General features: G+C 52.0%; 27 protein-coding genes. 15 read left to right on the forward strand and 12 right to left on the reverse strand.

Annotated features, from left to right (window positions below; translation table 11 throughout):
• The first annotated feature begins 1 nt into the window (after position 1).
• From cyoB to BS639_RS04845, 5 genes are all read left to right on the forward strand, one after another.
• Positions 2–1,993, forward strand: coding sequence for a cytochrome o ubiquinol oxidase subunit I (gene cyoB, locus BS639_RS04825; RefSeq protein WP_055776775.1), 1,992 nt, complete (start codon positions 2–4; stop codon positions 1,991–1,993).
• On the forward strand, positions 1,983–2,600 hold the full coding sequence (locus BS639_RS04830; RefSeq protein WP_055776771.1) for a cytochrome o ubiquinol oxidase subunit III: 618 nt from the start codon (positions 1,983–1,985) through the stop codon (positions 2,598–2,600). Before cyoB ends, BS639_RS04830 begins: the two co-directional genes overlap by 11 nt.
• Positions 2,597–2,929, forward strand: a complete 333-nt coding sequence (locus BS639_RS04835; RefSeq protein ID WP_055776767.1) for a cytochrome o ubiquinol oxidase subunit IV — start codon at positions 2,597–2,599, stop codon at positions 2,927–2,929. The genes BS639_RS04830 and BS639_RS04835 overlap by 4 nt, the downstream gene beginning before the upstream one ends.
• 17 nt (positions 2,930–2,946) lie before the next feature.
• On the forward strand, positions 2,947–3,834 hold the full coding sequence (gene cyoE, locus BS639_RS04840; protein ID WP_055776763.1) for a heme o synthase: 888 nt from the start codon (positions 2,947–2,949) through the stop codon (positions 3,832–3,834).
• 160 nt (positions 3,835–3,994) lie between these two features.
• On the forward strand, positions 3,995–5,407 hold the full coding sequence (locus BS639_RS04845) for an MFS transporter (protein ID WP_267893479.1): 1,413 nt from the start codon (positions 3,995–3,997) through the stop codon (positions 5,405–5,407).
• A 334-nt stretch (positions 5,408–5,741) separates the two neighbouring features.
• Here the strand turns inward: BS639_RS04845 and BS639_RS04850 are convergent, their stop codons facing one another.
• The 3 genes from BS639_RS04850 to BS639_RS04860 all read right to left on the reverse strand — a co-directional run bounded on the left by BS639_RS04850 (position 5,742) and on the right by BS639_RS04860 (position 7,362).
• Complete coding sequence (locus BS639_RS04850) at positions 5,742–6,233, reverse strand: YajQ family cyclic di-GMP-binding protein (protein ID WP_055776757.1); 492 nt, start codon at positions 6,231–6,233, stop codon at positions 5,742–5,744.
• 137 nt (positions 6,234–6,370) lie between these two features.
• Entirely contained in the window at positions 6,371–6,694 is a 324-nt protein-coding gene (locus BS639_RS04855) for an AzlD domain-containing protein (RefSeq protein ID WP_055776755.1), read from the reverse strand.
• Positions 6,691–7,362: an AzlC family ABC transporter permease gene (locus BS639_RS04860; RefSeq protein WP_084982382.1), complete on the reverse strand. Its 672-nt coding sequence runs from the start codon at positions 7,360–7,362 to the stop codon at positions 6,691–6,693. Before BS639_RS04860 ends, BS639_RS04855 begins: the two co-directional genes overlap by 4 nt.
• A 102-nt stretch (positions 7,363–7,464) precedes the next feature.
• On the opposite strand from BS639_RS04860, the gene BS639_RS04865 reads away from it, so the two are divergent.
• The 5 genes from BS639_RS04865 to BS639_RS04885 all read left to right on the forward strand — a co-directional run bounded on the left by BS639_RS04865 (position 7,465) and on the right by BS639_RS04885 (position 10,984).
• Complete coding sequence (locus BS639_RS04865) at positions 7,465–8,013, forward strand: helix-turn-helix domain-containing protein (protein ID WP_084982383.1); 549 nt, start codon at positions 7,465–7,467, stop codon at positions 8,011–8,013.
• Between the two features lie 158 nt (positions 8,014–8,171).
• On the forward strand, positions 8,172–9,086 hold the full coding sequence (gene panE / locus BS639_RS04870) for a 2-dehydropantoate 2-reductase (protein ID WP_084982384.1): 915 nt from the start codon (positions 8,172–8,174) through the stop codon (positions 9,084–9,086).
• The gene (yajL, locus tag BS639_RS04875; RefSeq protein WP_055776743.1) at positions 9,046–9,636 is read left to right on the forward strand and encodes a protein deglycase YajL; all 591 of its coding nucleotides are present in this window, start codon (positions 9,046–9,048) and stop codon (positions 9,634–9,636) included. The genes panE and yajL overlap by 41 nt, the downstream gene beginning before the upstream one ends.
• Positions 9,637–9,709: 73 nt before the next feature.
• Positions 9,710–10,135 (forward strand): hypothetical protein, encoded by a 426-nt coding sequence (locus BS639_RS04880; RefSeq protein WP_055776740.1) that lies wholly within the window; start codon positions 9,710–9,712, stop codon positions 10,133–10,135.
• Between the two features lie 147 nt (positions 10,136–10,282).
• Positions 10,283–10,984 carry an acid phosphatase gene (locus BS639_RS04885; protein ID WP_233427622.1) on the forward strand — a complete coding sequence of 234 codons (702 nt, stop codon included), beginning with the start codon at positions 10,283–10,285 and terminating at the stop codon, positions 10,982–10,984.
• Positions 10,985–11,077: 93 nt separating this feature from the next.
• Here the strand turns inward: BS639_RS04885 and thiI are convergent, their stop codons facing one another.
• Positions 11,078–12,526 (reverse strand): tRNA uracil 4-sulfurtransferase ThiI, encoded by a 1,449-nt coding sequence (gene thiI, locus BS639_RS04890; RefSeq protein WP_055776735.1) that lies wholly within the window; start codon positions 12,524–12,526, stop codon positions 11,078–11,080.
• Between the two features lie 246 nt (positions 12,527–12,772).
• Between thiI and xseB the strand changes: the two genes are divergently transcribed.
• The 4 genes from xseB (at position 12,773) to BS639_RS04910 (ending at position 16,988) form a co-directional block, all read left to right on the forward strand.
• The gene (gene xseB, locus BS639_RS04895; RefSeq protein WP_055776732.1) at positions 12,773–13,015 is read left to right on the forward strand and encodes an exodeoxyribonuclease VII small subunit; all 243 of its coding nucleotides are present in this window, start codon (positions 12,773–12,775) and stop codon (positions 13,013–13,015) included.
• A gap of 6 nt (positions 13,016–13,021) precedes the next feature.
• Entirely contained in the window at positions 13,022–13,951 is a 930-nt protein-coding gene (gene ispA / locus BS639_RS04900; protein ID WP_084982386.1) for a (2E,6E)-farnesyl diphosphate synthase, read from the forward strand.
• A 67-nt stretch (positions 13,952–14,018) separates the two neighbouring features.
• Entirely contained in the window at positions 14,019–15,881 is a 1,863-nt protein-coding gene (gene dxs / locus BS639_RS04905; protein ID WP_084982387.1) for a 1-deoxy-D-xylulose-5-phosphate synthase, read from the forward strand.
• A gap of 132 nt (positions 15,882–16,013) precedes the next feature.
• Positions 16,014–16,988 carry an aldo/keto reductase gene (locus tag BS639_RS04910; RefSeq protein WP_055776725.1) on the forward strand — a complete coding sequence of 325 codons (975 nt, stop codon included), beginning with the start codon at positions 16,014–16,016 and terminating at the stop codon, positions 16,986–16,988.
• Between the two features lie 83 nt (positions 16,989–17,071).
• Here BS639_RS04910 and pgpA read toward each other — a convergent pair whose 3' ends face one another.
• The 6 genes from pgpA to nrdR all read right to left on the reverse strand — a co-directional run bounded on the left by pgpA (position 17,072) and on the right by nrdR (position 21,472).
• The gene (pgpA, locus tag BS639_RS04915) at positions 17,072–17,566 is read right to left on the reverse strand and encodes a phosphatidylglycerophosphatase A (RefSeq protein WP_055778168.1); all 495 of its coding nucleotides are present in this window, start codon (positions 17,564–17,566) and stop codon (positions 17,072–17,074) included.
• A gap of 86 nt (positions 17,567–17,652) precedes the next feature.
• A complete protein-coding gene (thiL, locus tag BS639_RS04920) occupies positions 17,653–18,639 on the reverse strand; it encodes a thiamine-phosphate kinase (RefSeq protein ID WP_084982388.1) in 987 nt (328 codons plus the stop codon).
• Between the two features lie 92 nt (positions 18,640–18,731).
• The gene (gene nusB, locus BS639_RS04925) at positions 18,732–19,145 is read right to left on the reverse strand and encodes a transcription antitermination factor NusB (RefSeq protein WP_055776719.1); all 414 of its coding nucleotides are present in this window, start codon (positions 19,143–19,145) and stop codon (positions 18,732–18,734) included.
• 20 nt (positions 19,146–19,165) lie between these two features.
• Positions 19,166–19,636: a 6,7-dimethyl-8-ribityllumazine synthase gene (ribH, locus tag BS639_RS04930; RefSeq protein ID WP_055776716.1), complete on the reverse strand. Its 471-nt coding sequence runs from the start codon at positions 19,634–19,636 to the stop codon at positions 19,166–19,168.
• Positions 19,637–19,841: 205 nt separating this feature from the next.
• A complete protein-coding gene (ribD, locus tag BS639_RS04935; protein WP_084982389.1) occupies positions 19,842–20,981 on the reverse strand; it encodes a bifunctional diaminohydroxyphosphoribosylaminopyrimidine deaminase/5-amino-6-(5-phosphoribosylamino)uracil reductase RibD in 1,140 nt (379 codons plus the stop codon).
• 41 nt (positions 20,982–21,022) lie between these two features.
• The gene (nrdR, locus tag BS639_RS04940) at positions 21,023–21,472 is read right to left on the reverse strand and encodes a transcriptional regulator NrdR (protein WP_009638660.1); all 450 of its coding nucleotides are present in this window, start codon (positions 21,470–21,472) and stop codon (positions 21,023–21,025) included.
• Between the two features lie 152 nt (positions 21,473–21,624).
• Between nrdR and BS639_RS04945 the strand changes: the two genes are divergently transcribed.
• A complete protein-coding gene (locus BS639_RS04945) occupies positions 21,625–22,182 on the forward strand; it encodes a DUF3251 domain-containing protein (RefSeq protein ID WP_084982390.1) in 558 nt (185 codons plus the stop codon).
• 117 nt (positions 22,183–22,299) lie between these two features.
• On the opposite strand, the gene secF is transcribed toward BS639_RS04945, so the two are convergent.
• Both secF and secD read right to left on the reverse strand, forming a co-directional pair.
• Positions 22,300–23,211: a protein translocase subunit SecF gene (gene secF, locus BS639_RS04950; protein WP_055778166.1), complete on the reverse strand. Its 912-nt coding sequence runs from the start codon at positions 23,209–23,211 to the stop codon at positions 22,300–22,302.
• 70 nt (positions 23,212–23,281) lie between these two features.
• Positions 23,282–25,129 carry a protein translocase subunit SecD gene (secD, locus tag BS639_RS04955; protein WP_072156445.1) on the reverse strand — a complete coding sequence of 616 codons (1,848 nt, stop codon included), beginning with the start codon at positions 25,127–25,129 and terminating at the stop codon, positions 23,282–23,284.
• Between the last annotated feature and the right edge of the window lie 12 nt (positions 25,130–25,141).

The raw sequence follows: 25,141 nt of genomic DNA on the forward strand, positions 1-25,141 counted from the left end.
GATGTTCGGAAAACTAACGCTAAGTGACATTCCATTTGACGTACCAATCGTCATGGTTACTGTTGGCGCAATCATTCTCGGCGGTCTCGCCCTGGTTGCCGCAATAACCTATTTCGGTAAATGGAAATATCTGTGGTCAGAGTGGATTACCTCTGTTGACCACAAAAAACTGGGTATCATGTACATCATCCTTGCGATTGTCATGCTTATCCGCGGCTTTGCTGACGCCGTTATGATGCGTAGCCAACAGGTTATGGCGTCTGAGGGCAGTCCCGGCTTCTTGCCACCTCATCACTACGACCAAATCTTTACCGCGCACGGCGTAATCATGATCTTCTTCATGGCGATGCCTTTCGTTATCGGTCTGATGAACGTGGTGGTACCGCTACAAATCGGTGCGCGCGACGTTGCCTTCCCGTTCCTGAACAACATCAGCTTCTGGTTTACCGCCGTTGCTGTGGTACTTATCAACATCTCTCTGGGTATTGGTGAGTTCGCACAGACTGGCTGGTTGGCCTATCCGCCGTTGTCAGGTAAGGAATACAGCCCGGGCGTGGGGGTCGATTACTGGATATGGAGTCTACAGATATCCGGTATAGGGACCTTGCTAACCGGTGTTAACTTCTTCGCCACCATCATGAAGATGCGTGCGCCTGGTATGCCGCTGATGAAAATGCCGGTATTTACCTGGGCTGCACTGTGCACCAACGTTCTGATCATTATCTCGTTCCCGATCCTGACCGTTACCATTGCACTGCTGACTTTCGACCGCTATCTGGGCACCCATTTCTTTACCAATGATATGGGCGGCAACATGATGATGTACATCAACCTGATTTGGGCCTGGGGCCATCCGGAAGTGTATATCCTTGTTCTGCCAGTGTTCGGTGTGTTCTCTGAAGTTACCGCAACCTTCTCCAAGAAACGCCTGTTTGGTTACACCTCATTAGTATGGGCAACCATTGCCATTACTGTGCTGGCGTTCGTGGTATGGCTGCACCACTTCTTCACCATGGGTTCAGGCGCTAACGTCAATGCCTTCTTCGGCATTATGACGATGATTATTTCTATCCCTACCGGGGTTAAAATCTTCAACTGGCTGTTCACCATGTATCAGGGTCGTATCACCCTGAACGCCGCTATGCTGTGGACCATCGGTTTCATCATCACCTTCTCTGTGGGGGGGATGACCGGCGTTCTGCTGGCGGTTCCTGGTGCTGACTTCGTGCTGCACAACAGTCTGTTCCTGATTGCTCACTTCCATAACGTGATTATCGGTGGTGTGGTCTTCGGTTGCTTCGCAGGTATGACTTACTGGTTCCCTAAATCATTCGGCTTCACGCTGAACGAAAAATGGGGCGTGCGTGCGTTCTGGTTCTGGATTATCGGTTTCTTCGTTGCCTTTATGCCGCTGTACGCACTGGGCTTCATGGGGATGACCCGTCGTCTGAGCCAAAACATCGATCCGCAGTTCCACGCGTTGCTGGTTGTTGCAGCGTTCGGTGCCGCGTTAATCGCCATTGGTATCGCTTGTATCTTCATTATGTTCTACGTCTCTATTCGTGACCGTGAACAGAATCGTGATTTGACCGGTGACCCATGGGGCGCACGTACTCTCGAGTGGGCAACCTCTTCTCCTCCTCCGTTCTACAACTTCGCCATCGTGCCACATATCCACGACCGCGATGAGTTCTGGGACATGAAAGAGAAAGGTACTGCTTATAAGAAACCGGCTAAATATGAAAAAATTCATATGCCTAAGAACAGTGGCGCAGGCTTCGTCATCGCTATGTTCAGCCTGGCCTTCGGTTTCGCAGCAATCTGGGACATGTGGTGGTTAGTGATCGTCGGCTTACTGGGCGTGGTCATCACTTGGATCTGGAAAAGCTTCGACGAGGATGTTGATTACTACGTTTCAGTTGAAGAAGTTGAGCGTATCGAAAACCAACATTATGAAAATATCAGCAAAGCGGGCGTGAAACATGGCAACTGATTCCCTGAATCCCCACAGCGCGGTCCATGATGATCATGGGCACCACGACGCGGGTGAGACTAAAGTCTTTGGCTTCTGGATTTACCTGATGAGCGACTGCGTATTGTTTGCAAGCCTGTTTGCAACCTTCGCAGTACTGGTACACGGGACCGCTGGCGGTCCCTCTGGTAAAGACATTTTCGAGCTACCGTTTGTATTGGTAGAAACCTTCTGCCTGCTGTTTAGTTCTATTACTTACGGCTTCGCAATGCTGGGTATGAGCAAAGGTAACGCAGGCGCTGTTAAAGGCTGGCTGTTTGTTACTTTCCTGTTCGGTCTTGGCTTCATCGGCATGGAACTCTATGAGTTCCATCACCTGATTGCTGAAGGTTTCGGTCCGGATCGCAGCGGCTTCCTGTCTGCCTTCTTTGCACTGGTTGCTACGCACGGTCTGCACGTAACCTGCGGCCTGATTTGGATAATCACTATGATTGTACAAATCAACCGTCGCGGTTTGACCGCTGTTAACCAAACGCGTCTGATGTGCCTGAGCCTGTTCTGGCACTTCTTGGACGTAGTGTGGATTTGTGTATTCACCGTTGTTTATCTGATGGGAGTTCTGGCATGAGTCATTCAACAACCTCTCACGGCGGTGCTAGCCACGGTAGCTTCAAGTCGTACATGATTGGCTTCGTTCTGTCGATTATCCTGACGGTAATCCCGTTTGCGATGGTGATGAGCAATACCGCATCACACTCGCTGATTTTGGGCACTGTCATTGCTTCGGCAATAATCCAGATCGTAGTTCATCTGGTGTATTTCCTGCACATGAATACATCATCGGAAGGACGCTGGAACCTGATTGCGTTCCTGTTCACCGCTGTGATTATCTTTATCGTTGTTGTGGGCTCACTGTGGATTATGTATAACCTCAACCTCAATATGATGGTCAGTTAAAAGCCGAGCTGCATGTGATGATTAAGAAATACCTGCAAGTAACTAAACCAGGAATTATTTTCGGTAATTTAATTTCTGTCGTCGGGGGATTCCTCCTTGCTTCCAAAGGAAGCATTGATTTCCCTCTCTTTCTCGCTGCATTTGTAGGCGTCTCGTTGGTGGTTGCGTCGGGCTGTGTGTTTAACAACTACATAGACCGCGACATCGACAAGGTAATGGAAAGAACGAAGAACCGAGTTCTGGTAAAAGGACTTATACCGCCGAAAACCACCCTGGTTTACGCTACTATCCTGGGTATTTTAGGCTTTGCACTGCTGTACGTTGGCGCCAACCCGTTGTCTATGTGGTTGGCGGTCATGGGCTTTGTGGTTTATGTCGGCATTTACAGCCTGTACATGAAACGCAACTCCGTGTACGGCACGCTGATTGGTAGCTTATCCGGCGCTGCGCCGCCGGTTATCGGATACTGCGCCGTTACTGGCCAGTTCGATATGGGTGCATTGATCCTGCTACTGATCTTTAGCCTGTGGCAGATGCCGCATTCTTATGCGATTGCTATCTTCCGCTTTAAAGATTATCAGGCAGCAAACATTCCGGTTCTGCCGGTTGTTAAAGGTGTCGCGGTTGCCAAGCATCATATTACGGTCTGGATCCTGGCCTTTATGATTGCCACTTTAATGCTCACACTGAGTGGTTACGCCGGGTATAAATACCTGATCGTTGCCGCCGCGGTAAGCGTATGGTGGTTGGGTATGGCACTGCGCGGATACAAAACTGAAAATGACATCGTATGGGCAAGAAAGCTGTTTATCTTCTCCATCGTTGCCATCACTTCATTGAGTGTCATGATGTCTATCGACTTTAACGCCGCAGCACCGAATAGCTTACTGACCTACGTTTGGTAAGCCGGACGGTTAACAGCAAATGAAAAATGGCCGGTATCGCTACCGGCCATTTTTTTTGAAATGAATACGCTCCCCTACCCAATACTCGCACAGTATAAATATTTTCTTGTCTATATTGTGAAATCTGAAATATCTGCTAATCATCCAGCGATTTACCTGCATACAAAAAAGCCACTACAATAACGCTGTTTGTAATTTTGAGGTAGCAATGAACGATAACCAAATGACCCGTCAGGAAAGCCGGGCAACCTGGGGACTAGGGACGGTATTTTCACTACGCATGCTCGGCATGTTCATGGTTCTTCCGGTACTGACCACTTACGGAATGTCATTATCCGGTGCGAGCGAAACGCTCATTGGTATCGCCATCGGTATTTATGGACTGGCTCAGGCCATTTTCCAGATCCCCTTCGGTCTGCTCTCTGACCGCGTAGGTCGTAAACCGCTTATCGTCTTCGGACTGCTCATTTTCACTATTGGTAGCGTGGTTGCCGCAAGCACAGATTCTATCTGGGGCGTGATTATTGGCCGTGCATTGCAGGGTTCAGGGGCGATTGCCGCCGCCGTCATGGCGCTGCTTTCCGACCTGACGCGCGAGCAGAATCGCACCAAGGCTATGGCGTTTATCGGTATCAGTTTCGGCATTACTTTTGCCATTGCGATGGTGCTTGGCCCCATCATCACCCACGCTTGGGGTCTACACGCGCTGTTTTGGGCAATTGCTGCATTAACAATTTGCGGCATCGTGATCACTCTTGCGGTTGTCCCCTCCCCCGCTTCTCATCTTCTTAATCGTGAGTCGAGCGTGGTAAAAGGCAGCTTCAGTAAAGTGTTGTCCAACAGCAAATTACTGAAACTTAACTTTGGCATTCTTTGCCTGCACATTCTGCTGATGTCGAGCTTTGTGGTGCTACCACAGGTTATGGAAAAGGCCGGATTCCCGCCAAGTGAACACTGGCGCGTCTATCTGGTGACTATGTTGACCTCATTTGTCGCGGTTATTCCGGTGATTATCTATGCCGAGACAAAGCGCCACATGAAACAGGTCTTCGTCGGCTGCGTGGTGGTATTACTGCTGGCCGAAATTGTGCTGTGGTTTGCGGGTCTGCATCTTTGGGTAATAATTGCCGGAATTCAGCTGTTCTTCCTGGCTTTTAACGTGATGGAAGCCATTCTGCCTTCGCTTATCAGCAAAGAGTCTCCGGCAGGATACAAAGGCACGGCGATGGGGCTTTATTCCACCAGCCAGTTCATCGGCGTGGCCATTGGCGGCAGCATGGGCGGCTATATTTTCGGTCATGCCGGTGCCGGTGCGGTCTTCCTGGTGTGCGCAGCCATTGCCGTGGTGTGGTTCTTTGTCAGCATGAGCATGTCCGAACCGCCTTACGTTAGCAGCATTCGAATTACGCTTTCTGAAGATGTGGCGAAAGACGCCACGCTTGCAACGCGCATGAAATCACAGCCGGGCGTTGCCGACGTGGTAGTGGTTGCGGAAGAATTGAGTGCTTACGTGAAGGTTGATACCAAACAGACCAATCGTCAGGCGCTTGAGGCGTTTGTGAGTCAGGCCTGATTGAGGGAACAGCAACTCAACGTTAACCTCCGAGATGCGGGTTCCCCCCCTCCTAACCTCCCCCCGCTGAAAAAGCGCGGGGGGAGGGATCAAAGCTACGCGGCTGCAAAGTAATAGCTGCGAATAGTGCGGCTTTTATCCTCTTCCCTACGAGTGAAAGAGTGGTCAAAGCTACGCGGCTGCGCAGTAGTATCTGCGACTGGTGCGGCTTTTATCCTCTCCCCTACGTGTAAAATAAGAGGCAAAGCTACGCGGCTGCGCAGTAATATCTGCGAATGGTGCGGCTTTTATCCTCTCCCCTTTTGGGGGAGAGCTAGAGAGGGGGAACAGCGACTCAGTCGCGGAAGTTTTTAAACTGGAAAGGTTGGCCCAAATCGCCTCCGCGAACCAGCGCCATTACCGCCTGTAAATCATCGCGCGCCTTACCGGTAACGCGAACTTCATCACCCTGGATCTGCGCCTGAACCTTCAGTTTGCTGTCTTTAATCAGCTTAACGATCTTCTTCGCCAATGCGCTTTCAATACCTGAATGCAGTTTGGCATCTACGCTAAACGTTTTCCCACTGTGAGTCATCTCTTTAGGGATTTCCAGTGCGCCGCCTTCAATGTTACGTTTCAGCAGGGCCGAACGCAGGATATCGAGCAACTGCTCAACCTGAAAATCAGAGACGCTGGCAACTTTGATACTCTCGTCTTTTTCGTTTAATTCAAAACTGGCTTCAACGTTGCGAAAATCAAAACGGTTGGCCAGATCACGGGTCGCGTTATCTACCGCGTTACGAACTTCCTGCATATCAATTTCAGAAACAATATCGAAAGATGGCATTGTTGCTTCTCCCCTAAATTTATTGGTACGTCACTAATTATGAGCATTAAACTCTTCAATGGCGGACATGATACCGACTTACCTCGCCATTGCCAAAAGCAAGCCAACAAATCGGTCACTAATGCCTGCTTTTAAGACTATTTTAGCCCTAATAGCCTAAGTCCTGCGGTAATGGCAGCCGCAACCAGGATAACCACAATCAGCGGACGACCGCGCCAGGCGAGAAATGCCGCCACCGCGACGCCCGTAGGACGCGCAAGACCGGCAAAACCCTCACCTTCATAGAAGGTCGAAATGGCGGCAACCGACAATAAAAGCGTGGTTGCCGCGTCGGCCAGCAGCGCGTTGGCCGCGGGCGACAGTGATAAACGATTACCCAACTTAAATCCAGCAAAACGCAGCAGGTAGGTTCCCGCAGCCAACAGCGCGATACCCCCGATGATAAGAGCGTGACTCATCATTTATGTTTCCTCCAGGCCGCAAGACCAAGAAGAGAAAACAACACCGGCAGTCCGGTGGTCACCAGCGGTACCGCAGCCAGCGAAATGGCCATGCCGGTAAGCGCCCGACGCCGAGTTTGATGCTTTTTGAGGGCCGAAACGGTGAGGGCCAGTAAAATAGCCGGAAAGACAGCGTCGAGTCCAATCACCTTGATATCGGGGATTATTTTCCCCAACGTTCCGCCAATCAAAACGCCGAGCGGCCAGCAAAGAGCAATGCCGAGCCCACACAGCCAATAGGCGGCCCGAGATTGAGCGTGGCCATTTTGCGAAACGCCAAACACCACGCTTTCATCATTCATAATGTGGCAACCAAGTAGCTGAGTCGCACGATGCTTACCCATCAATCCTTTAACCGTCATCCCAAAAGGCAAATGACGAGCATTCACCAACAGTCCTGCGGCTGCGGCAGCAAACGGACTGCCGCCCCCAGCAACAATGCTGATAAAGAGGAATTCCGACGCTCCTGCCAACACCAGCAGTGAAAGCGCCATCGGTACCCACAGCGGAAAATCACTGGCCGTGGCCAAAGAACCGTATGATAGCCCAACAATTCCGTCGGCCAGACAGACCAGTGCTATCGCCTTAATCACATCGCCCCCGAGCGGCGTAATCAATGTTTTACGCATTTTTACTATCCCATAACGAACGCTAAGGCTGTTATAATGAACAATTGGCGTATAACTTTCAAGACGAACGAACGTTCGATATAAAAAACACCGGTAGCCATTATGACTCAACCCATCAGTATTATTGCGAAAGCGCTCGTTCGTGAACGGCAAAGAACCGGCCTGTCTTTGGCCGAAATCTCTCGTCGCGCCGGAATAGCAAAATCCACCCTGTCGCAGCTGGAGTCAGGCAACGGCAACCCGAGTATCGAAACGCTGTGGTCGCTTTGCGTCGCGCTGGATATTCCCTTTGCTCGGCTGATGGAACCACAGGTTATTACCTCGCAGGTTATCCGATTCGGCGAAGGGCCGTCGGTAACGGCCGAGATGGCACATTATAAAGCCATTCTGCTCGCCACCTGCCCGCCCGGTGCCAGGAGAGATATCTATCAACTGATTACCCAGCCGGGAGACGACCGCCATTCACATCCGCATTCTCCGGGGTCGATTGAGCACATTATCGTGACCAAAGGCCGCGCACTAGTAGGCCCCACCGATAATCCCGTGGAATTAAATCCTGGTGACTATATTTGCTACCCAGGCGATCAACCGCACATTTTCAAAGCATTAGAGCCAGACACGCATGCCATCCTGATCTCCGAGCAAAATTAACGGCCAGGTTAAAAGTGTGATCTGCTGCACAAAAGGCTATACTAAGAAGATAGATTTTACATTTTTGCAACATCGTGTGTTTTGCAAAAAATCCACCATTTATGCTCCTGTAGATTTGATGTTTCAGCAGCAGAGATACGGAGTATAGAGGAGTAGAAATGAAGATTACTGTTTTAGGGTGCGGTGCCCTGGGGCAACTCTGGCTGTCCACACTGTATCAGCAGGGACACGACGTGCAGGGATGGATCCGTATTCCCCAGCCGTTTTGCGCAGTCAACGTGATTTTCCCTGACGGTCAGGCGTTTAACCGCAATCTGCCGACTAACGATCCTCAACATTTGGCCGAAAGCCAGCTGTTGTTGGTTACGTTGAAAGCCTGGCAGGTCTCAAGCGCACTCAGCTCGCTGCTGCCACTGCTCAACGAAAATTGCACTATTTTACTGCTGCATAATGGTATGGGCACGGTGGATGAACTGCCGGCGCATCGGCTGCCCATTTTACTCGGCGCAACCACCCACGCCGCGCGTCATGAAGGCAATGCAATCGTTCACGTTGCCTCGGGCATCACCCACATTGGTCCCGCCAATGCACGCGGGGCAGCGGCAAGTTATCTGGCAGATCAACTGCACGATGCTCTGCCCGACGTCGCTTGGCACGACAATATTCTGCCTTCATTATGGAACAAACTGGCGGTGAACTGCGTGATTAATCCGCTGACTGCGCTGCATGATTGCACCAACGGCGACCTGATTACCTACGGCGAGCAGATCGAAAAAATTTGCTCGGAGGTGGCGGAAGTGATGGCTATCGAGGGTTATCAAACCCATAAAGAGTCGCTGCTGAGCTATGTTTATCAGGTTATCGACACCACGTCGGCCAATCATTCTTCCATGCTGCAGGATATCCGCAATCAGCGGCATACAGAAATTGATTACATCACCGGTTATGTCTTGCGACGTGGCCGCAGTCACGGTCTGCAACTGCCGGTGAACAACCGGTTATTCGAGAAAATTAAAAGAAAGGAAAATGATTATGAGCGTTTCAGCTCTGGTATGTCTGGCACCTGGCAGTGAAGAACTGGAGGCCGTTACCGCCATTGACCTGCTGGTTCGCGCTGGTATAAAAGTCACCACTGCGAGCGTGGCCGGTGACGGTAATCGCGAAATTCGCTGCTCACGCGGTGTGACACTGTTAGCCGACGTGGCGCTGGTTGACGTTGCCGACGAAGAATACGACGCGATTGTGCTACCCGGTGGTGTAAAAGGTGCCGAATGTTTTCGCGACAGTCCGTTGCTGGTTGAAAAAGTCCGTCATGTTAACGTTACCGGAAAACTGGTTGCCGCTATCTGCGCCGCACCCGCACTGGTGCTGGAATATCACGACCTGTTCCCGGTGGGGAACATGACCGGTTTCCCGGCGCTAAAAGATAAAATATCGCCAAACAAATGGATGGATAAGCGAGTGATGTTTGACCCACGCGTAAACCTTCTGACCAGCCAAGGACCGGGAACCGCTATCGAGTTTTCGTTAAAAATGATTGACCTTCTGGTGGGTAAAGCCAAGGCCGCCGAGGTTGCCGCGCAGCTGGTGCTCTATCCCGGCGTGCATAACTATCAGGATTAGGCATGATGTGGCTCGCAAAAATAATGGGATGTTATGAGCGAAATGTGTAAGTCACGATCAACCTCGCTGCACTATGATTGCATTTTTAACCAAGGACGAAGAAAAAGTGCAATCTATTAGCCCATCCATGAGTAAAAGCATTTCTTATGTACGTGATGTCTTGCCCGTTTATCCCAATGGATCCAGCGACATTGCCAAACAACTAATATTTGGCATTTTAAAAATTCAAAATAACGGGAATGAATTAAAAAGCAACACATCCGCATTTAACAAAAAATGCAATAATGCATTGAGAACCCTAACTAAAATCGACTCTTATGCTAATGGTAGGCCGTTGCAAAACGCAGTTTTGAAAATTTCAGCTCGTATCGACAAAATTTTTGAATCTTCAAAATATGCCCTGTTACAAGATAAAGATCCCGAGCTGTACATAAATACAAAGTCAGATACCAAAGTGTTAGATCTTTATATGCACGGTGCGGCCATCCATCAGCGGTAAAGAGTCGATCCTCATCACAATCGCACGCCCTTCTCATTGCAGTCCTATCAGTGATTGATATGATTTTATTTCTAAACATTTCATAAAGTAATAAATTCATTTTCAATCACTATAGGGAAATAGCACGTGAAGAAATTAACCTCAGCCCTGCTCGTCAGCTTGGTATTAACCGGCTATGTTCACGCCGAAGACAAACACTACCTCACGCTACAGGAAACCGCCGACAGCGTGCAGCTTCTCCCCGCACCTCCGGCCTTTGACAGCGTGGCCTTTCTGGCTGACAAAGCCGCCTACGAGCAGGGTAAGTTTTTAAGAAACACGCCGCGTGGCGCGCAGGCCTACAGTGATGCCGACTCTTCAGCAGATAACGTCACCAAGAATTTCTCGGCGCCGTTTGGCTTTGATATTAATGCCCAAAACACCCCAGCGACCTTTGAGCTGATTGCAACCATGAAAGAAGATGCCGGTGATTACGCCACCAAATCGGCAAAAGAAAAGTATAACCGCATCCGACCATTCGCCTTCTTCCACGAGCCAACCTGCCGTCCAGATGATGAAAGCAAATTAGCCAAAAACGGCTCTTATCCATCGGGTCATACCGCTATTGGCTGGTCGATTGCGTTGGTATTGGCAGAAATTAACCCGCAGCGCCAGAACGAAATCCTCAAACGTGGATTTGAATTAGGCCAAAGCCGCGTCATCTGTGGCTACCACTGGCAGAGTGACGTTGACGCCGCACGCGTGGTTTCATCGGGCGTGGTCGCACGACTGCACAGCAATCCTGAGTTTGTGAGCCAGTTAGCGAAGGCCAAGGAAGAGATTGCAAAAATGAAGCAAAGCGGAAAGTAAGCCTGCTTTAAATAGATTTTCTAGAAAATTGCACAAAAAAAAGGGACTGCATCTGCAATCCCTTTTTCTTTAATGAAGCGTTTCTTCCGCTGATTACGGACGATAGACTTTAACGTTTTTAAAACCCTGCTCATGCAGATACAGCGCCTGCAGGCGACTCATCACGCCGCGGTCACAGTAGAGCAAATAGGTTTTACTCTGGTCGAGAGAAGCAAACGCACCGCCCAGCTTGTAAAACGGCACTGCCACCGTCTCCACGCCTTCCAGTGTCAACGGATGCTCTTCCTGCTCGTCGGGTGCGCGAATATCCAACACCACCTCAGTCGCAGAGAATTCGGCAACCGTTTCAACTTCGGCCACTTCCTGCTGCGTTTCTTCAGCGATGGTACGGATGTCCTGATTTTTCGCTTCGGAAATAACCTTCTCCAGAATTGAGAAATCAAACTGCGCTTCTTCGGCTTCGATTTTGGCTTTAATCGCTTTTACCGTGGGGCTTTTGGAAATCACACCGCAGTATTCCGGCATGGTTTTCGCAAAGTCTTCGGTACCGATTTGACGCGCGATATCAATAATGTGCTGTTTATCGTGAGAGATAAGCGGACGCAGAATCAGCGTGTCGGAGGCGTTATCAATCAGGCGCAGGTTTGACAGCGTCTGGCTGGAAACCTGGCCGAGTGCCTCACCGGTCACCAACGCCTGTACGCCGTAGCGCTCGGCAATGGTAGAAGCCGCGCGGACCATCATGCGCTTAAGCACCACGCCCATCTGGCCGTCTTCGATTTTCTCAAGAATTTCACCCACCACTGGCTCAAAGTCGATAGCAATAAAGCGTACGCGGTGCGAGCTGCCGAAGCGATTCCACAGGTAGTAAGCGACCTGTTTAACGCCAATTTCATGTGCGGAACCGCCCAGATTAAAGAAGCAGTAGTGCACACGGCTGCCGCGACGCATCAGCATATAGCTGGAAACGCCGGAGTCAAAGCCGCCCGAAATTAACGACATCACATCTTCCTGCGTGCCGATAGGGTATCCGCTCAGCCCCTGATAGCGGCGCTTAATCAGTACCAGCTGGTCATCGTTAATTTCAAGCTTAACGGTGACGTCCGGATTAGTGAGGTTTACTTTGGCTGATTCAATGTGCTGGTTCAGACCACCGCCGACGTAGCGCTCAACCTCACCGGAGCTGAAGCTGTGCTTGCCGCGGCGCTTAACGCGCACACAGAAACTTTTGCCTTCAAGCTCATCACGGTAGGCTTCGAGCGTCTGTTCAAAGATGTGGTGCACATCGTTGAATGGGCGATCTTCGACTTCCAGAACGTGATGGATCCCTGGAATACGGCAGAGCATTTCAACAATCACGTCATGTTTGCTTTCGTCTTTGCTGCGAACTTCGATATGATCCCAGTGGCGCACAACAGCCAGGGTCTCATCGCTAGGCTTCACAACGTTACGAATGCTGCTTGCAAGTATTTTAATGAAGCGCAAACGAACAGATTGGCTCTTGATGGTGATTTCTGGAAACAATTTAATGATAAACTTCATGGCATTCTTTTGTTAGCGGGTGAGAATACTGGGTCGTAAGTGTGTGAATAAGGATCTAGAATCAACTATTGGTAAACGTATGATTCACGGATACTGCGCTTACCAATAGATTCTGCGGCGCGGAGTATAGCATTTAAATCGGGTACTTTGCGCGCAAAAGGATGCATCATAATAGCTGGTTACCTGCGTCGTAAATATCTCATGCGGAGTTTACGGCCCCTAGACCTTCGATATTGAAAGAGAATTATGCCAAAAAAAGCTGCACCACCTGCCAATTTCGAAACTGCATTGGCTGAACTGGAACACATCGTCGCCCGCCTTGAATCAGGGGAACTTCCGCTGGAAGACGCGCTGAATGAGTTTGAACAGGGCGTACAGCTTGCCCGACAGGGACAACAAAAATTACAGCAAGCTGAGCAACGCGTTCAAATCCTGCTCGACAGCGATAACGATGCCCCTTTGCAACCTTTTACACCGGAAGCTGAGTAATTCCTGATGTCCGAAACAGAACAAAAAATCGCAGCCCCATGTTTCAGTCAGCAACTTCGCGAGATGCAACAGCGTGTTGATGGCGTACTTGCCGCCCGCGTCGCCGAGCTGCCTTTTTCCGATACGCCGCTGGTGGCGGCGATGCGCCACGGTTCACTGCTGGGCGGCAAACGCATGCGTCCTTATTTAGTGTATGCCAGCGGGCAACTTTTCGGGCTAAACCTCAGCAATCTGGATGCTCCGGCGGCAGCAATAGAGTGCATTCATGCCTATTCGCTGATTCATGACGATCTTCCTGCAATGGATGACGACGATCTGCGCCGTGGCCAACCTACCTGCCACGTCAAGTTTGGCGAAGCCAACGCAATTCTGGCCGGTGATGCTCTGCAAACGCTGGCGTTTTCTATTCTTGCCGACGTCGCGATGCCCGACGTCGCAGTCGAAGATCGCCTGTCGATGATTTCCGAGTTGGCGCGCGCCAGCGGCGTTGCCGGTATGTGCGCCGGTCAGGCGTTAGACCTCGCCGCAGAGGGCCAACAAGTTGATTTAACCGCGCTGGAGCTTATCCATCGCCATAAAACGGGCGCGCTTATCCGCGCTGCGGCACGCATCGGTGCGCTGGCGGCAGGAGAACGCGGACGCGCTGCGTTGCCCCTGCTTGACCGCTATGCCGAGGCAATTGGCCTCGCCTTCCAGGTTCAGGATGATATTCTGGATGTCATTGGTGATACCCACACGCTGGGTAAACGCCAGGGCGCGGACCAACAGCTTGGTAAAAGCACCTATCCGGCCCTATTGGGTCTGGAAGGCGCGCAGGCCAAAGCCAAAGACCTTTATCAGGAAGCCGTTGCCGCCCTGGATGAGCTGGCCACACATTCTTACAACACGGCCCCATTGCTGGCGTTAGCCCGCTTTGTTATTGAGCGCGACAGCTGATTTTACTGCGATAGCTGCCGCTGCGAATTTCCAAATTACTTGGATGAGCCTCTTATATGAGTAACCAATGAGTCTTGATATAGCCAAATACCCAACGCTGGCCTTGGCGGAGAATCCTGAAGAACTCCGCTCGCTTCCTAAAGAAAGCTTACCAAAGCTCTGCGACGAGCTGCGCCAGTATCTGTTGGACAGCGTAAGTCAGTCCAGCGGACATTTCGCCTCCGGTCTCGGCACCGTTGAGCTAACTGTCGCCATGCATTATGCCTACAACACGCCATTCGACCATCTGGTGTGGGACGTCGGGCATCAGGCTTATCCGCACAAAATACTGACCGGCCGCCGCGACAGGATCTCAACTATTCGTCAGAAAAACGGGCTGCATCCTTTCCCTTGGCGCAGTGAGAGTGAGTACGACGTGCTGTCGGTGGGTCACTCTTCAACCTCAATAAGCGCTGGTCTGGGCATGGCAGTTGCAGCCGAACGTGAAGGCAAAGGGCGTCGCACTATTTGCGTCATTGGCGACGGTGCCATCACTGCCGGCATGGCGTTTGAGGCAATGAACCACGCCGGTGATATCAAGTCCGATATGCTGGTGGTGCTTAACGACAACGAAATGTCGATTTCTGAAAATGTCGGCGCGTTGAATAATCACCTGGCACAGTTGCTGTCCGGCAAACTTTATTCCCGACTGCGCGAAGGCAGCAAAAAAGTGCTTTCCGGCGTTCCGCCTATCAAAGAGCTGATTCGCCGTACCGAAGAGCACCTGAAAGGCATGGTAGTGCCCGGCACGCTGTTTGAAGAGCTTGGTTTCAACTACATTGGCCCGGTTGACGGGCATGATGTGGTTGCGCTGACCCAAACGCTGAAAAATATGCGCGATTTAAAAGGCCCGCAACTGCTGCACGTCATGACGCGCAAAGGCAAAGGCTATGCGCCGGCAGAAAAGGATCCGATCAGCTGGCACGCCGTGCCGAAGTTCGATCCCGCCAGTGGAACCTTGCCGAAAAGCAAAGAAGGTTTGCCGAGCTACTCGAAGATCTTTGGTGACTGGCTGTGCGAAACCGCCGCCGGCGACAGCAAACTGATGGCCGTTACGCCAGCAATGCGTGAAGGTTCGGGCATGGTTAAATTCTCCAAGTCCTTCCCGCAGCAGTATTTCGACGTCGCAATTGCCGAACAGCATGCAGTGACCTTCGCCGCAGGCTTGGCAATCGGCGGTTACAAGCCGGTGGTGGCGATTTATTCGACCTTCCTCCAGCGCGCCTATGACCAGGTTATCCACGACGTGGCGATTCAGAACCTGCCGGTGCTGTTTGCCATTGACCGCGGCGGCATTGTCGGTGCCGATGGGCAGACGCATCAGGGCGCGTTTGACCTTTCGTTCCTGCGCTGTATTCCGAACATGATCATCATGACGCCAAGCGATGAAAATGAATGCCGCCAGATGCTGCATACCGGTTATCACCACCAGCAAGGCCCAGTCGCCGTACGTTATCCACGTGGCACCGGCACAGGTGCGGCCTGTGAACCCCTGGCCTCCTTGCCCATCGGTAAAGCCGTCGTGCGTCGTGAAGGTGAGAAAATCGCCATTTTGAACTTCGGCACACTGCTGCCTGAAGCCAAAGCAGCGGCTGAAAAACTTAACGCCACGCTGGTCGATATGCGCTTCGTCAAGCCTTTAGACAATGAACTGATCCTTTTACTGGCCGCGAGCCATGACTCACTGGTGACGGTTGAAGAAAACGCCATCATGGGCGGTGCAGGCAGCGGAGTGAATGAGCTGTTGATGTCTAAACGCGTTCTCGTTCCCGTGCTGAACATCGGCCTACCGGACCTGTTTGTGCCGCAGGGTACGCAGGAAGAGATCCGCAGTGATATTGGCCTCGACGCCGCAGGCATCGAACGTCAGATAAACGACTGGCTTGCCTGATTAGCCTTGAAAATCTCCCTTTTATTTAGCAAAAAGGGGGATTTATCCTTTCCAACACCTCTTCCCCCCCTTTCCCTCTTCAGACTACGCTACAGTTAAAGCCTGTATAAAAAGTTTGTTTTAGAGGACATCATGCAATATACCCACTTTGGAACAACCGGCCTGAACGTGTCACGCCTGTGCCTCGGCTGTATGACCTACGGTGAACCTTCCCGAGGAAAACACGCCTGGACGCTGCCGGAAGAGAGCAGCCGTCCGTTGATCAAACAGGCGATAGACGCCGGAATTAACTTCTTTGATACCGCCAACAGCTACTCTGACGGCAGCAGTGAAGAGATCGTCGGGAAAGTTCTGCGCGAATACTTAGCGCGTGATAAATACGTGCTGGCAACCAAAGTCTTCTTCCCGTTGCCTGATCTAAAAGGCGGCCTATCTCGCGCCTCGATTCTGCAATCGATTGACGACAGCCTGCGTCGTTTAGGCACCGACTACGTTGACCTGTTGCAGATCCACCGCTGGGACTACGACACGCCAATCGAAGAAACCCTTGAAGCACTCAATGACGTGGTTAAGGCCGGTAAAGCGCGCTTTATTGGCGCATCATCGATGCATGCCGCCCAGTTCAAACAGGCGCTAGATATTCAGCAGCAGCAAGGCTGGGCACCCTTTGTCTCGATGCAGGACCAGTACAATCTTATCCAGCGCGAAGAAGAGAAAGAGATGCATCCGCTGTGCGTGGAGAGAAACATTGCGGTGCTGCCGTGGAGTCCACTGGCGCGCGGGCGTTTGACGCGTCCGTGGGGAGAAACCACCGCGCGCTCCGTTTCCGATGAGGTGATCCCGACGCTGTACGGTGACACGGAAGAAGCCGATGCAAAAATTGCCGAACGCGTAGAAAAGATTGCCGCCGACCACGGCGTGCCGCGTGCACAAATTGCGCTGGCGTGGATTTTGAACAAACCGGCCGTAACGGCACCGATCATCGGCGCCTCGCGGGCAGGCCATCTTGAAGATGCCATTGCAGCGCTGGATATCGCGCTGAGCATTGAAGAGATCGCCGAGCTGGAAATGGCCTATCAGCCGCATCAGGCAACCGGTTTTAAATAATACTAATCAAGAAATGCAAAACGGGCGATGGAGTAGACCTCCAAACGCCCGTTTATTCTTCGGCTATCCTAAGCTGGAAGCCTTTAGAACAAACCCGCAGGCCAGTGATGGCCAATCAGATAGATAATCGCCGCGCCAAACACCCCGGCGACCACGTCGTCAATCATGATGCCCATGCCGCCCTGAACGTTGCGGTCAAACCAGCGAATAGGCCACGGCTTCCAGATATCAAGAATACGGAACACCACGAATCCTATTAATACCCACTGCCAGTCATTGGTTGGCAGCGCCATCAGCGTTATCCACATGCCAACAAATTCGTCCCACACGATGCTGCCGTGGTCATGAACGCGCATATCTTTGGCGGTTTGACGACACAGGTAAACGCCGATACAGATTGAGAACATCACCACCAGCGAATAGACCTGCCAAGGTAAGTAAGTCATCACAATCCAGAACGGAATTGCCGCGATGGAACCGGCGGTGCCGGGTCCAATGGGGAACAGACCACTGCCAAAGCCGGTTGCCAATAAATGCCAAGGGTTGCGCAGATTCAGGCGTTTTTTAGCCGCTGCCATATCAGCGGCATCGTTACCGGTTCTGCCCTTGTGGCGCATCGGGCGCTTTCTGTTTCCTGCGTTGCCGCTGGCGTTGTTTTCGACGGTCACTGTGCAATCTCCTGTGCGAAATGGTCGTATCCCTGCCACTCGAGTTCAACAGTCTCACCCGAGCGCTGATATTTGATACCTTCGGAAAGCGGCGCAATCTGCCCTACGCAGGTAAAACGCACGCCCAGATGACCGAGTGCCACTTCCAGCGCACCGCGGTTAATTTCAGGCGCGGTGAAGCACAGCTCATAGTCTTCCCCTCCAGTGAGCGCCCACTTCAAGGCCTGCTCAGGATCGACGTGTTGCAGCATCTCACTCGAGTAAGGCAGAAGGTCAAGGTCGAGACGCGCGCCGCACTCACTGGCCTTGAGGATGTGCCGCAGGTCGGAAACCAGGCCGTCGGAGATATCAATCGCCGATGACGCCAGCTGGCGCAGCGCTTGCCCCTGCAGTACGCGTGGCTGCGGGCGAAGATGGCGCTTAATTAACGCCTTGCTGGCCTGCTCATCGTTTATCTGCAAGCGGTCCTGCAAAATGGTCAGCCCCGCCGCGCTGTCGCCGAGCGTGCCGGTGACGTAAATCCAGTCGCCGACCCGCGCTCCGCTGCGCAGCAGTGCGCGTCCAGCCGGGATCAGGCCCTGAATAGTCAAGGTCATGCTCAACGGGCCGCGCGTCGTATCACCGCCTATCAGCTGCATACCGTAATAATCGAGCTGTTCAAACAAGCTGTCGCTGAAGGCCTCAAGCCAGTCGGCGTCAACCTTGGGCAGTGTCAAAGCCAGTGAAACCCAGGCAGGGTCAGCTCCCATCGCCGCCAGGTCGCTGAGGTTTACCGCCAGCGCCTTGTAGCCAAGATCGGCAGGAGAAATAGTGCTAAGGAAATGAATACCTTCGACGAGAGTGTCGGTACTTACTGCTATTTGCTGCTTGTCAGTCACAGTCAGCAAGGCGCAGTCGTCGCCAATGCCTAACTGTACGTCCTGACGTGCCGTTCTGTAACGGTTGAAATAGCGCGCAATTAAATCAAATTCACCGCATGCCATAGTGTGATCCCAGATTATGACGATCCTGCGTTTCACAATGCATTAAGGCCGGATATCCGGCCTTAATGAAACGCGTTCTTTGATGAGGAACGTTACTTCTTACGAATGTGCGGGCCTGCTTTGTCCAGCACACCGTTAACAAACTTGTGACTATCTTCAGCACCGAAGGTTTTAGCCAGTTCGATAGCTTCGTTGATTGCCACTTTATAAGGGACGTCCTGGCGTTTGCTCAGCTCATACAGAGCCAGACGCAAAATCGCACGTTCAACCTGACCCAATTCTTCGAGCTGGCGAGACAAATACGGAGCCATCAGCGCGTCGAGCTTATCGGCTGAGGTGGCAACACCTGACAGCAGCTCACGGAAATAGGTAATGTCGACATCTGTGACATCCTGCTCGGTCAGGAACTGTAATTCAACATCGGCGATGTCGTTTTTAGACAACTGCCAAGAATAAAGCGCCTGTACGGCACATTCACGGGCGCGGCGACGAGCAGCAGGTTTCACGGAATTCCCCTTAACTAGATTCAGGCCTTAATGGCCTTGATAACATTTATCATTTCAAGCGCGGTCAGGGCAGCTTCTGCACCTTTATTACCGGCTTTAGTTCCCGCGCGTTCGATGGCTTGTTCAATGCTTTCTGTTGTTAGCACACCAAAGGCAACTGGGATTTCACTGTTCATTGCAACACTGGACAGTCCAGAGCTACATTCGCCAGCGACGAATTCAAAATGGGCTGTGCCCCCACGGATAACGGTACCTAGAGCAATAACAGCGTCATACTTTTTGCTGTTAGCCAACGCACGTGCGGCGAGTGGCAGCTCATAAGCACCTGGAACCCATACGACGGTGATGTTGTCGTCTGCAACCTGTCCAATACGTTTTAACGCATCAACCGCGCCAGAAAGCAGGCTGTCGTTGATGAAATTATTAAAACGGGCAATCGCGATGGCTACTTTCGCGTTAGGAGTTGCTACAACACCTTCAATAACGTTCATAGAATTTCCTTAGGATGGGTTAAATCGTTATGTTTTTTATTAAAAGCCCAATACCGGCTTTTATTAAAAGCTTAATGCTAAATAGCATCGACCCAGCCCATGCTTAGCCGCAGGGGGGCGGATTCTATCATATTATTCCCCTGCCTGGACACACGGTTTTGTAAACCTGGGCAGACAGATAAAAAATAAACCGCCATCAAGGCGGTCAGTAGACCGGTTTAAGGCGTAAACGCAGGTCAGGACCCACTTGCCTGATGTCGCTAAATTCAAAATTTGGGGCATCGACGAGGCTTTCAAGTCCCGGTAATACGCACAGCGCGCGGCCGTTTTGACCCAGCAACTTAGGTGCCATATAAACGATCAGCTCGTCCACCAGCCCGGCCTGAAGCAGCGCGCCAGCAAGCTCAGATCCAGCTTCTACCCAGACGGAGTTCACCTGACGTTTCGCCAACTGCATCATCAGAATGACCAAATCGACGCGATTGTCCGAGGTCGCCGGCACAGTCAACTGCTGCACAGCGTCGGGCCAGACCTTATCGTCGGCCTGTAGACGGGCCAAAAGCGTTTCACCCGGCTGCTGTACCAGCTTGTGCTGTGGGGTGACACGATTTTTGCTGTCAACGATCACCCGTAAGGGCTGGCGAACGTCCTCGGCAGATGCACTGGCGTTTGAAGAAAGCGCCGGATACTGGCTCTGCGTCTCGTCACCCAGTTCACTCCAGCGCACGGTCAATGACGGGTCATCGGCCAGCACGGTCGCACTTGAGCTAAGAATGGCGGAACTTTCGGCACGAAATCGCTGAACGTCCTGGCGAGCCGCAGCAGACGTTATCCACTGACTTTCACCCGAGGCCATAGCGGTTCTGCCGTCTAACGAGGCGGCCATTTTAAGCTGAACATAGGGAAAACCGGTGCGCATGCGCTTAAGAAAGCCCAGATTAACGGCCTCGGCTTCACTGAGCATCAGTCCGTTACTGACCTCAACGCCCGCCTGCTTAAGGCGATAAAGCCCGCGGCCTGCGACTTCTGGGTTGGGGTCCTGCATCGCGGCAACCACACGTGAAATGCCCGCGGCCAGCAGCGCATCAGCACAGGGCGGCGTGCGGCCATGATGACTACAGGGTTCGAGGGTCACATAGGCGGTGGCGCCGCGTGCACGTTCACCGGCCATGCGCAACGCGTGAACCTCTGCGTGAGGGCCACCGGCTTTTACATGAAAACCTTCTCCGACAATTTCGCCTTTGTTAACGATAACGCAGCCTACGTTGGGATTTGGCGTAGTGGTGAACCGGCCTTTACGCGCGAGTTCAAACGCTCGCGCCATGTAGTATTCGTCGCTGAACATAGCCTTCCCTGTAGGGTTATCTGCCGTGGCGAGTGGATGTTTTAATCTTGAAGTCGGGCAATTTCTTCACCGAATTCACGAATATCTTCAAAACTGCGGTAAACGGAGGCGAAGCGAATATAGGCGACTTTATCCAGCCCTTTCAACGCATCCATCACCAAGTTACCAATCATTTTGGCGGGAACTTCTCGTTCACCGGTGGCACGAAGCTGAGATTTAATGTGACTGATCGCCATTTCCACATCGTCTGAGCTCACAGGGCGCTTTTCGAGCGCTTTCAAAAAACCGCTGCGCAGTTTATCTTCATTGAACGGTTCACGGACCTCGTTACTTTTAATCACGCGTGGCATAACCAGCTCCGCGACTTCAAAGGTGGTGAAACGCTCACTGCACACCAGACACTGACGGCGGCGGCGAACCTGGGATCCATCGCCTACCAGGCGTGAATCGATGACTTTCGTGTCAACAGCTGCACAAAATGGACAATGCATAGAACTTCCTGCTCGGATAATATCTGGACAATAGTTTAGCGCGAAGTGGCGCGACAACAAAGGCTGTCGCAACGTTGGCGCACTATCGTGATAAACTTTGGCACTAAACCCTACACCAAAAGACAGAAATCGCAGAAAAGGACTTAAGGTCAATGACTCCCTCTTATCGTGCCGTTTTCGCGGTGACCGCCCTGCTCAGCCTGGCGGGATGCGCACAGCAGGACCCTCAGTTGCCTGCACTAACCAAAGAAGTGAATCAGCTAAACCAAAAACTTGACCGGTTGACCGATCTCGCCGGGGCGCTTGAGCATCAAACCATGCTCAACCGCCAGTCAACTAACGGCGTTTATCTGCTGCCTCAGGCCAAAAGCCCGGCCCTGCTCAATACCGAATTCGCCCAGTTAAGTTTGGCAATAGAGTCCGTGGCTTCTGACAGCACCGGTACCAGCGCAGTGCTGAAGATTAAATCGGTCTCGGGTAAACCCCTTCCAGCGTTCAGCGCCGTGGTTGATTGGGGGCAGCTCGACCAGGTCACCGGCAAACCTTTAACGGTAGATATGCAATCGCAGGTCATTAACGTCACGCCAAGGTTACTGCCTTCGAGCGAGCAAACTACCGAAGTGCGCTTTGGCAACGTAACGCCCGAGACGCTGGGGTTTGTGCATCTGCATCAGCTGACCTTAACACCCGCAGCTCCAACGCAGCCGTAAGTCTGGCCGTAATGCATAAAAAAAGCCTCGCGGTGATTAAACAGCGAGGCTTTTTTATTACTTCAATATCAATGCTATCAGTTCATCCAGACGCCTCACGAGGCACCCATACTACGCTTAAGGCAGAAGTGAGGGCTGGTCGGCCCCTTCTTTCTCGACTTTTTGCTGAAGCATATGTTCGCGCTTCATGCCCAGCTTCAGAGCCAAGGCAGAAGCAACATAGATAGATGAAACAGTACCGATAGTGACACCAATCAACATCGTCAGTGAGAACCCTGCAAGCAGAGGACCGCCGAAGATGTAGAGCATCAGAACAACCATCAGCGTGGTCGCTGAGGTCATAATGGTGCGGCTTAGCGTTTGGGTCAGGGACACGTTCATGATTTCGTAAGAGTTACCGCGACGAATTTTGCGGAAGTTTTCACGAATACGGTCCGATACCACGATACTGTCATTCAGCGAGTAGCCGATAACCGACATCAGTGACGCGACAATCGTCAGGTCGACCTCTATCTTGAACAGCGATAGAACGCCCATCGTAATGATAACGTCATGCGCCAGTGCAAGAACCGCACCGAGTGCCAAACGCCATTCAAAACGAAAACCAACGTAGATAAGGATACAGATAAGCGCAATCAACAGCGCCATTCCCCCGGCTTGCGCCAAGTCACTGCCCACGCTGGGTCCGACAAACTCGATACGTTTAACGGTCGCGGTCTTGTCGACATCGGCGTTGATCAGGCTGATAACTTTGTTACCCAGTTCCTGACCGGCGCTGTCAGAGGCCGGTGGTAAACGAACGACCACGTCACGGCTGCTGCCAAAGTTCTGTACGATCGGATCTTTAAACCCGGCTTTCTCAAGCGAATCGCGCATATTATCGAGATTTGCAGGCTGAGACAGGGTGATTTCAATTACCGTACCGCCGGTAAAATCCAGACCCCAGTTAAACCCGCGAACACCCATAATCGCGATTGACGCGATTAACAACAGGCCTGAAATCAGGAAGGCCACGTTGTCCCAGCGCATAAAGTCGATGACTTTACGGCCATAGTTGAGTTGTTCAACAGTATAATCTTGCTGTGCCACAACGCACTCCTCAGATAGACAGCTTTTTAACGCGTTTGCCGCCGTAAAGCAGGTTGACGATGGCACGAGTACCGACGATCGACGTAAACATAGAGGTCGCAACACCGATAGCGGTGGTGATTGCGAAGCCTTTAATCGAGCCCGTACCCACTGCGTACAGAATAATTGCCGTGATCAACGTCGTGATGTTTGCATCGACGATACTGGAGAACGCACCGCTGTAGCCCTCATGGATGGCCTGCTGAATGGAACGTCCATTACGCAGCTCTTCCTTGATACGTTCGTTAATCAGTACGTTGGCGTCAACCGCCACCGCCAGCGTCAGTACGATACCCGCAATACCCGGCATGGTCAGCGTGGCACCTGGAAGCAGGGACATAATCCCGACAATCAGTACCAGGTTGACAACCAGAGCCGAGGTCGCAATCACACCAAACTTACGGTAGAACACCACCATAAACAGAATCGAAGCCAGAAGCCCAAACAGACAGGCTTCCAGACCTTGGGTAATGTTTTGCGCACCCATGGTTGGACCGATAGTCCGTTCTTCAACAATCTGAATCGGCGCAATCAGCGCACCGGCGCGCAGCAGCAGCGAGAGCTGGCGAGCCTGATTAGGATCGTTTACACCCGTGATGCGGAAGCTGTTACCCAGACGAGACTGAATGGTCGCGACGTTGATAACTTCTTCCTGCTTCGCCAGAATTGCACGGCCGTTAGCATCTTTTTTACCGCTGTCTTTATACTCCACAAACAAGGTCGCCATCGGTTTGCCGATGTTGTCCTTGGTGAAGTTAGACATGATATTGCCGCCCGCGCTGTCGAGAGAAATATTAACCTGTGGTTGGTTATATTCGTCCTGACTTGAGGTGGAATCGGTAATGTGGTCACCGGTCAAAATAACACGCTTGTACAGCACAACCGGCTGTCCGTCCTGCATGTTTTTAACTTCGCTGTCACCAGGAACACGTCCGCTGGCTGCCGCAGTAGCATCAACGTTGGTATTAACCAGACGGAACTCTAGCGTAGCGGTTGCACCCAAAATTTCTTTGGCGCGCGCAGTATCCTGAATACCCGGCAGTTCAACCACGATGCGGTCAGAACCTTGACGCTGCACCAGCGGCTCGGCTACGCCCAGTTGGTTAACACGATTGCGCAGAATATTAATGTTCTGCTGTACCGCGTACTCTTTGGCTTCGCTCAGACGATCGTCGGTCATCACGATACGAATATCGTTGTCACCGCTATTGGTAAAGACCAAATCACGATGGCGCGGGGCAAGATAGCTTGAGGCTTTATCGCGAGTAGCGGAATCACGGAAGGTCAGCACAACGCCATAGTTGTCAGCCTTGCGAACCGTTGCATAAGGAATGCTCTGGTCACGCAGGTCGCTACGCATGTTGTCCATGGTCTGCTCTTGCAGCTTGCCAAGTGCGGTATCCATGTCGACTTCCATCAGGAAGTGCACACCACCGCGCAGGTCGAGGCCCAGCTTCATCGGCTCGGCGCCCAGCATTGTTAACCAGGTCGGCGTGGCCGGTGCCAGGTTAAGCGCAATAACAAATTTGTCGCCCAGCGCCGCAGTCAGCGCATCTCGCGCGCGCAGCTGTACGTCTGTGTCGTTAAAACGCGCAAGAATTGAGCCGTTTTCCAGCGCAATAGACTTGCTAACGAGTTTGTCTTTGTTCAGTACATCTCTGACTTGGTCCAGCGTTGCAACACTGGCGTCGGAACCCCGAGCACCAGTAATTTGAACAGCCGGATCCTCACCATAAAGGTTGGGAAGCGCGTAAAGCATACCGATGATGATCACGGCGATCAGCATCAGATACTTCCACAAAGGATAACGGTTTAACACGGCAGTTCCCTT

The organism is Rouxiella silvae, assembly GCF_002093625.1.
GTDB lineage: Bacteria > Pseudomonadota > Gammaproteobacteria > Enterobacterales > Enterobacteriaceae > Rouxiella > Rouxiella silvae.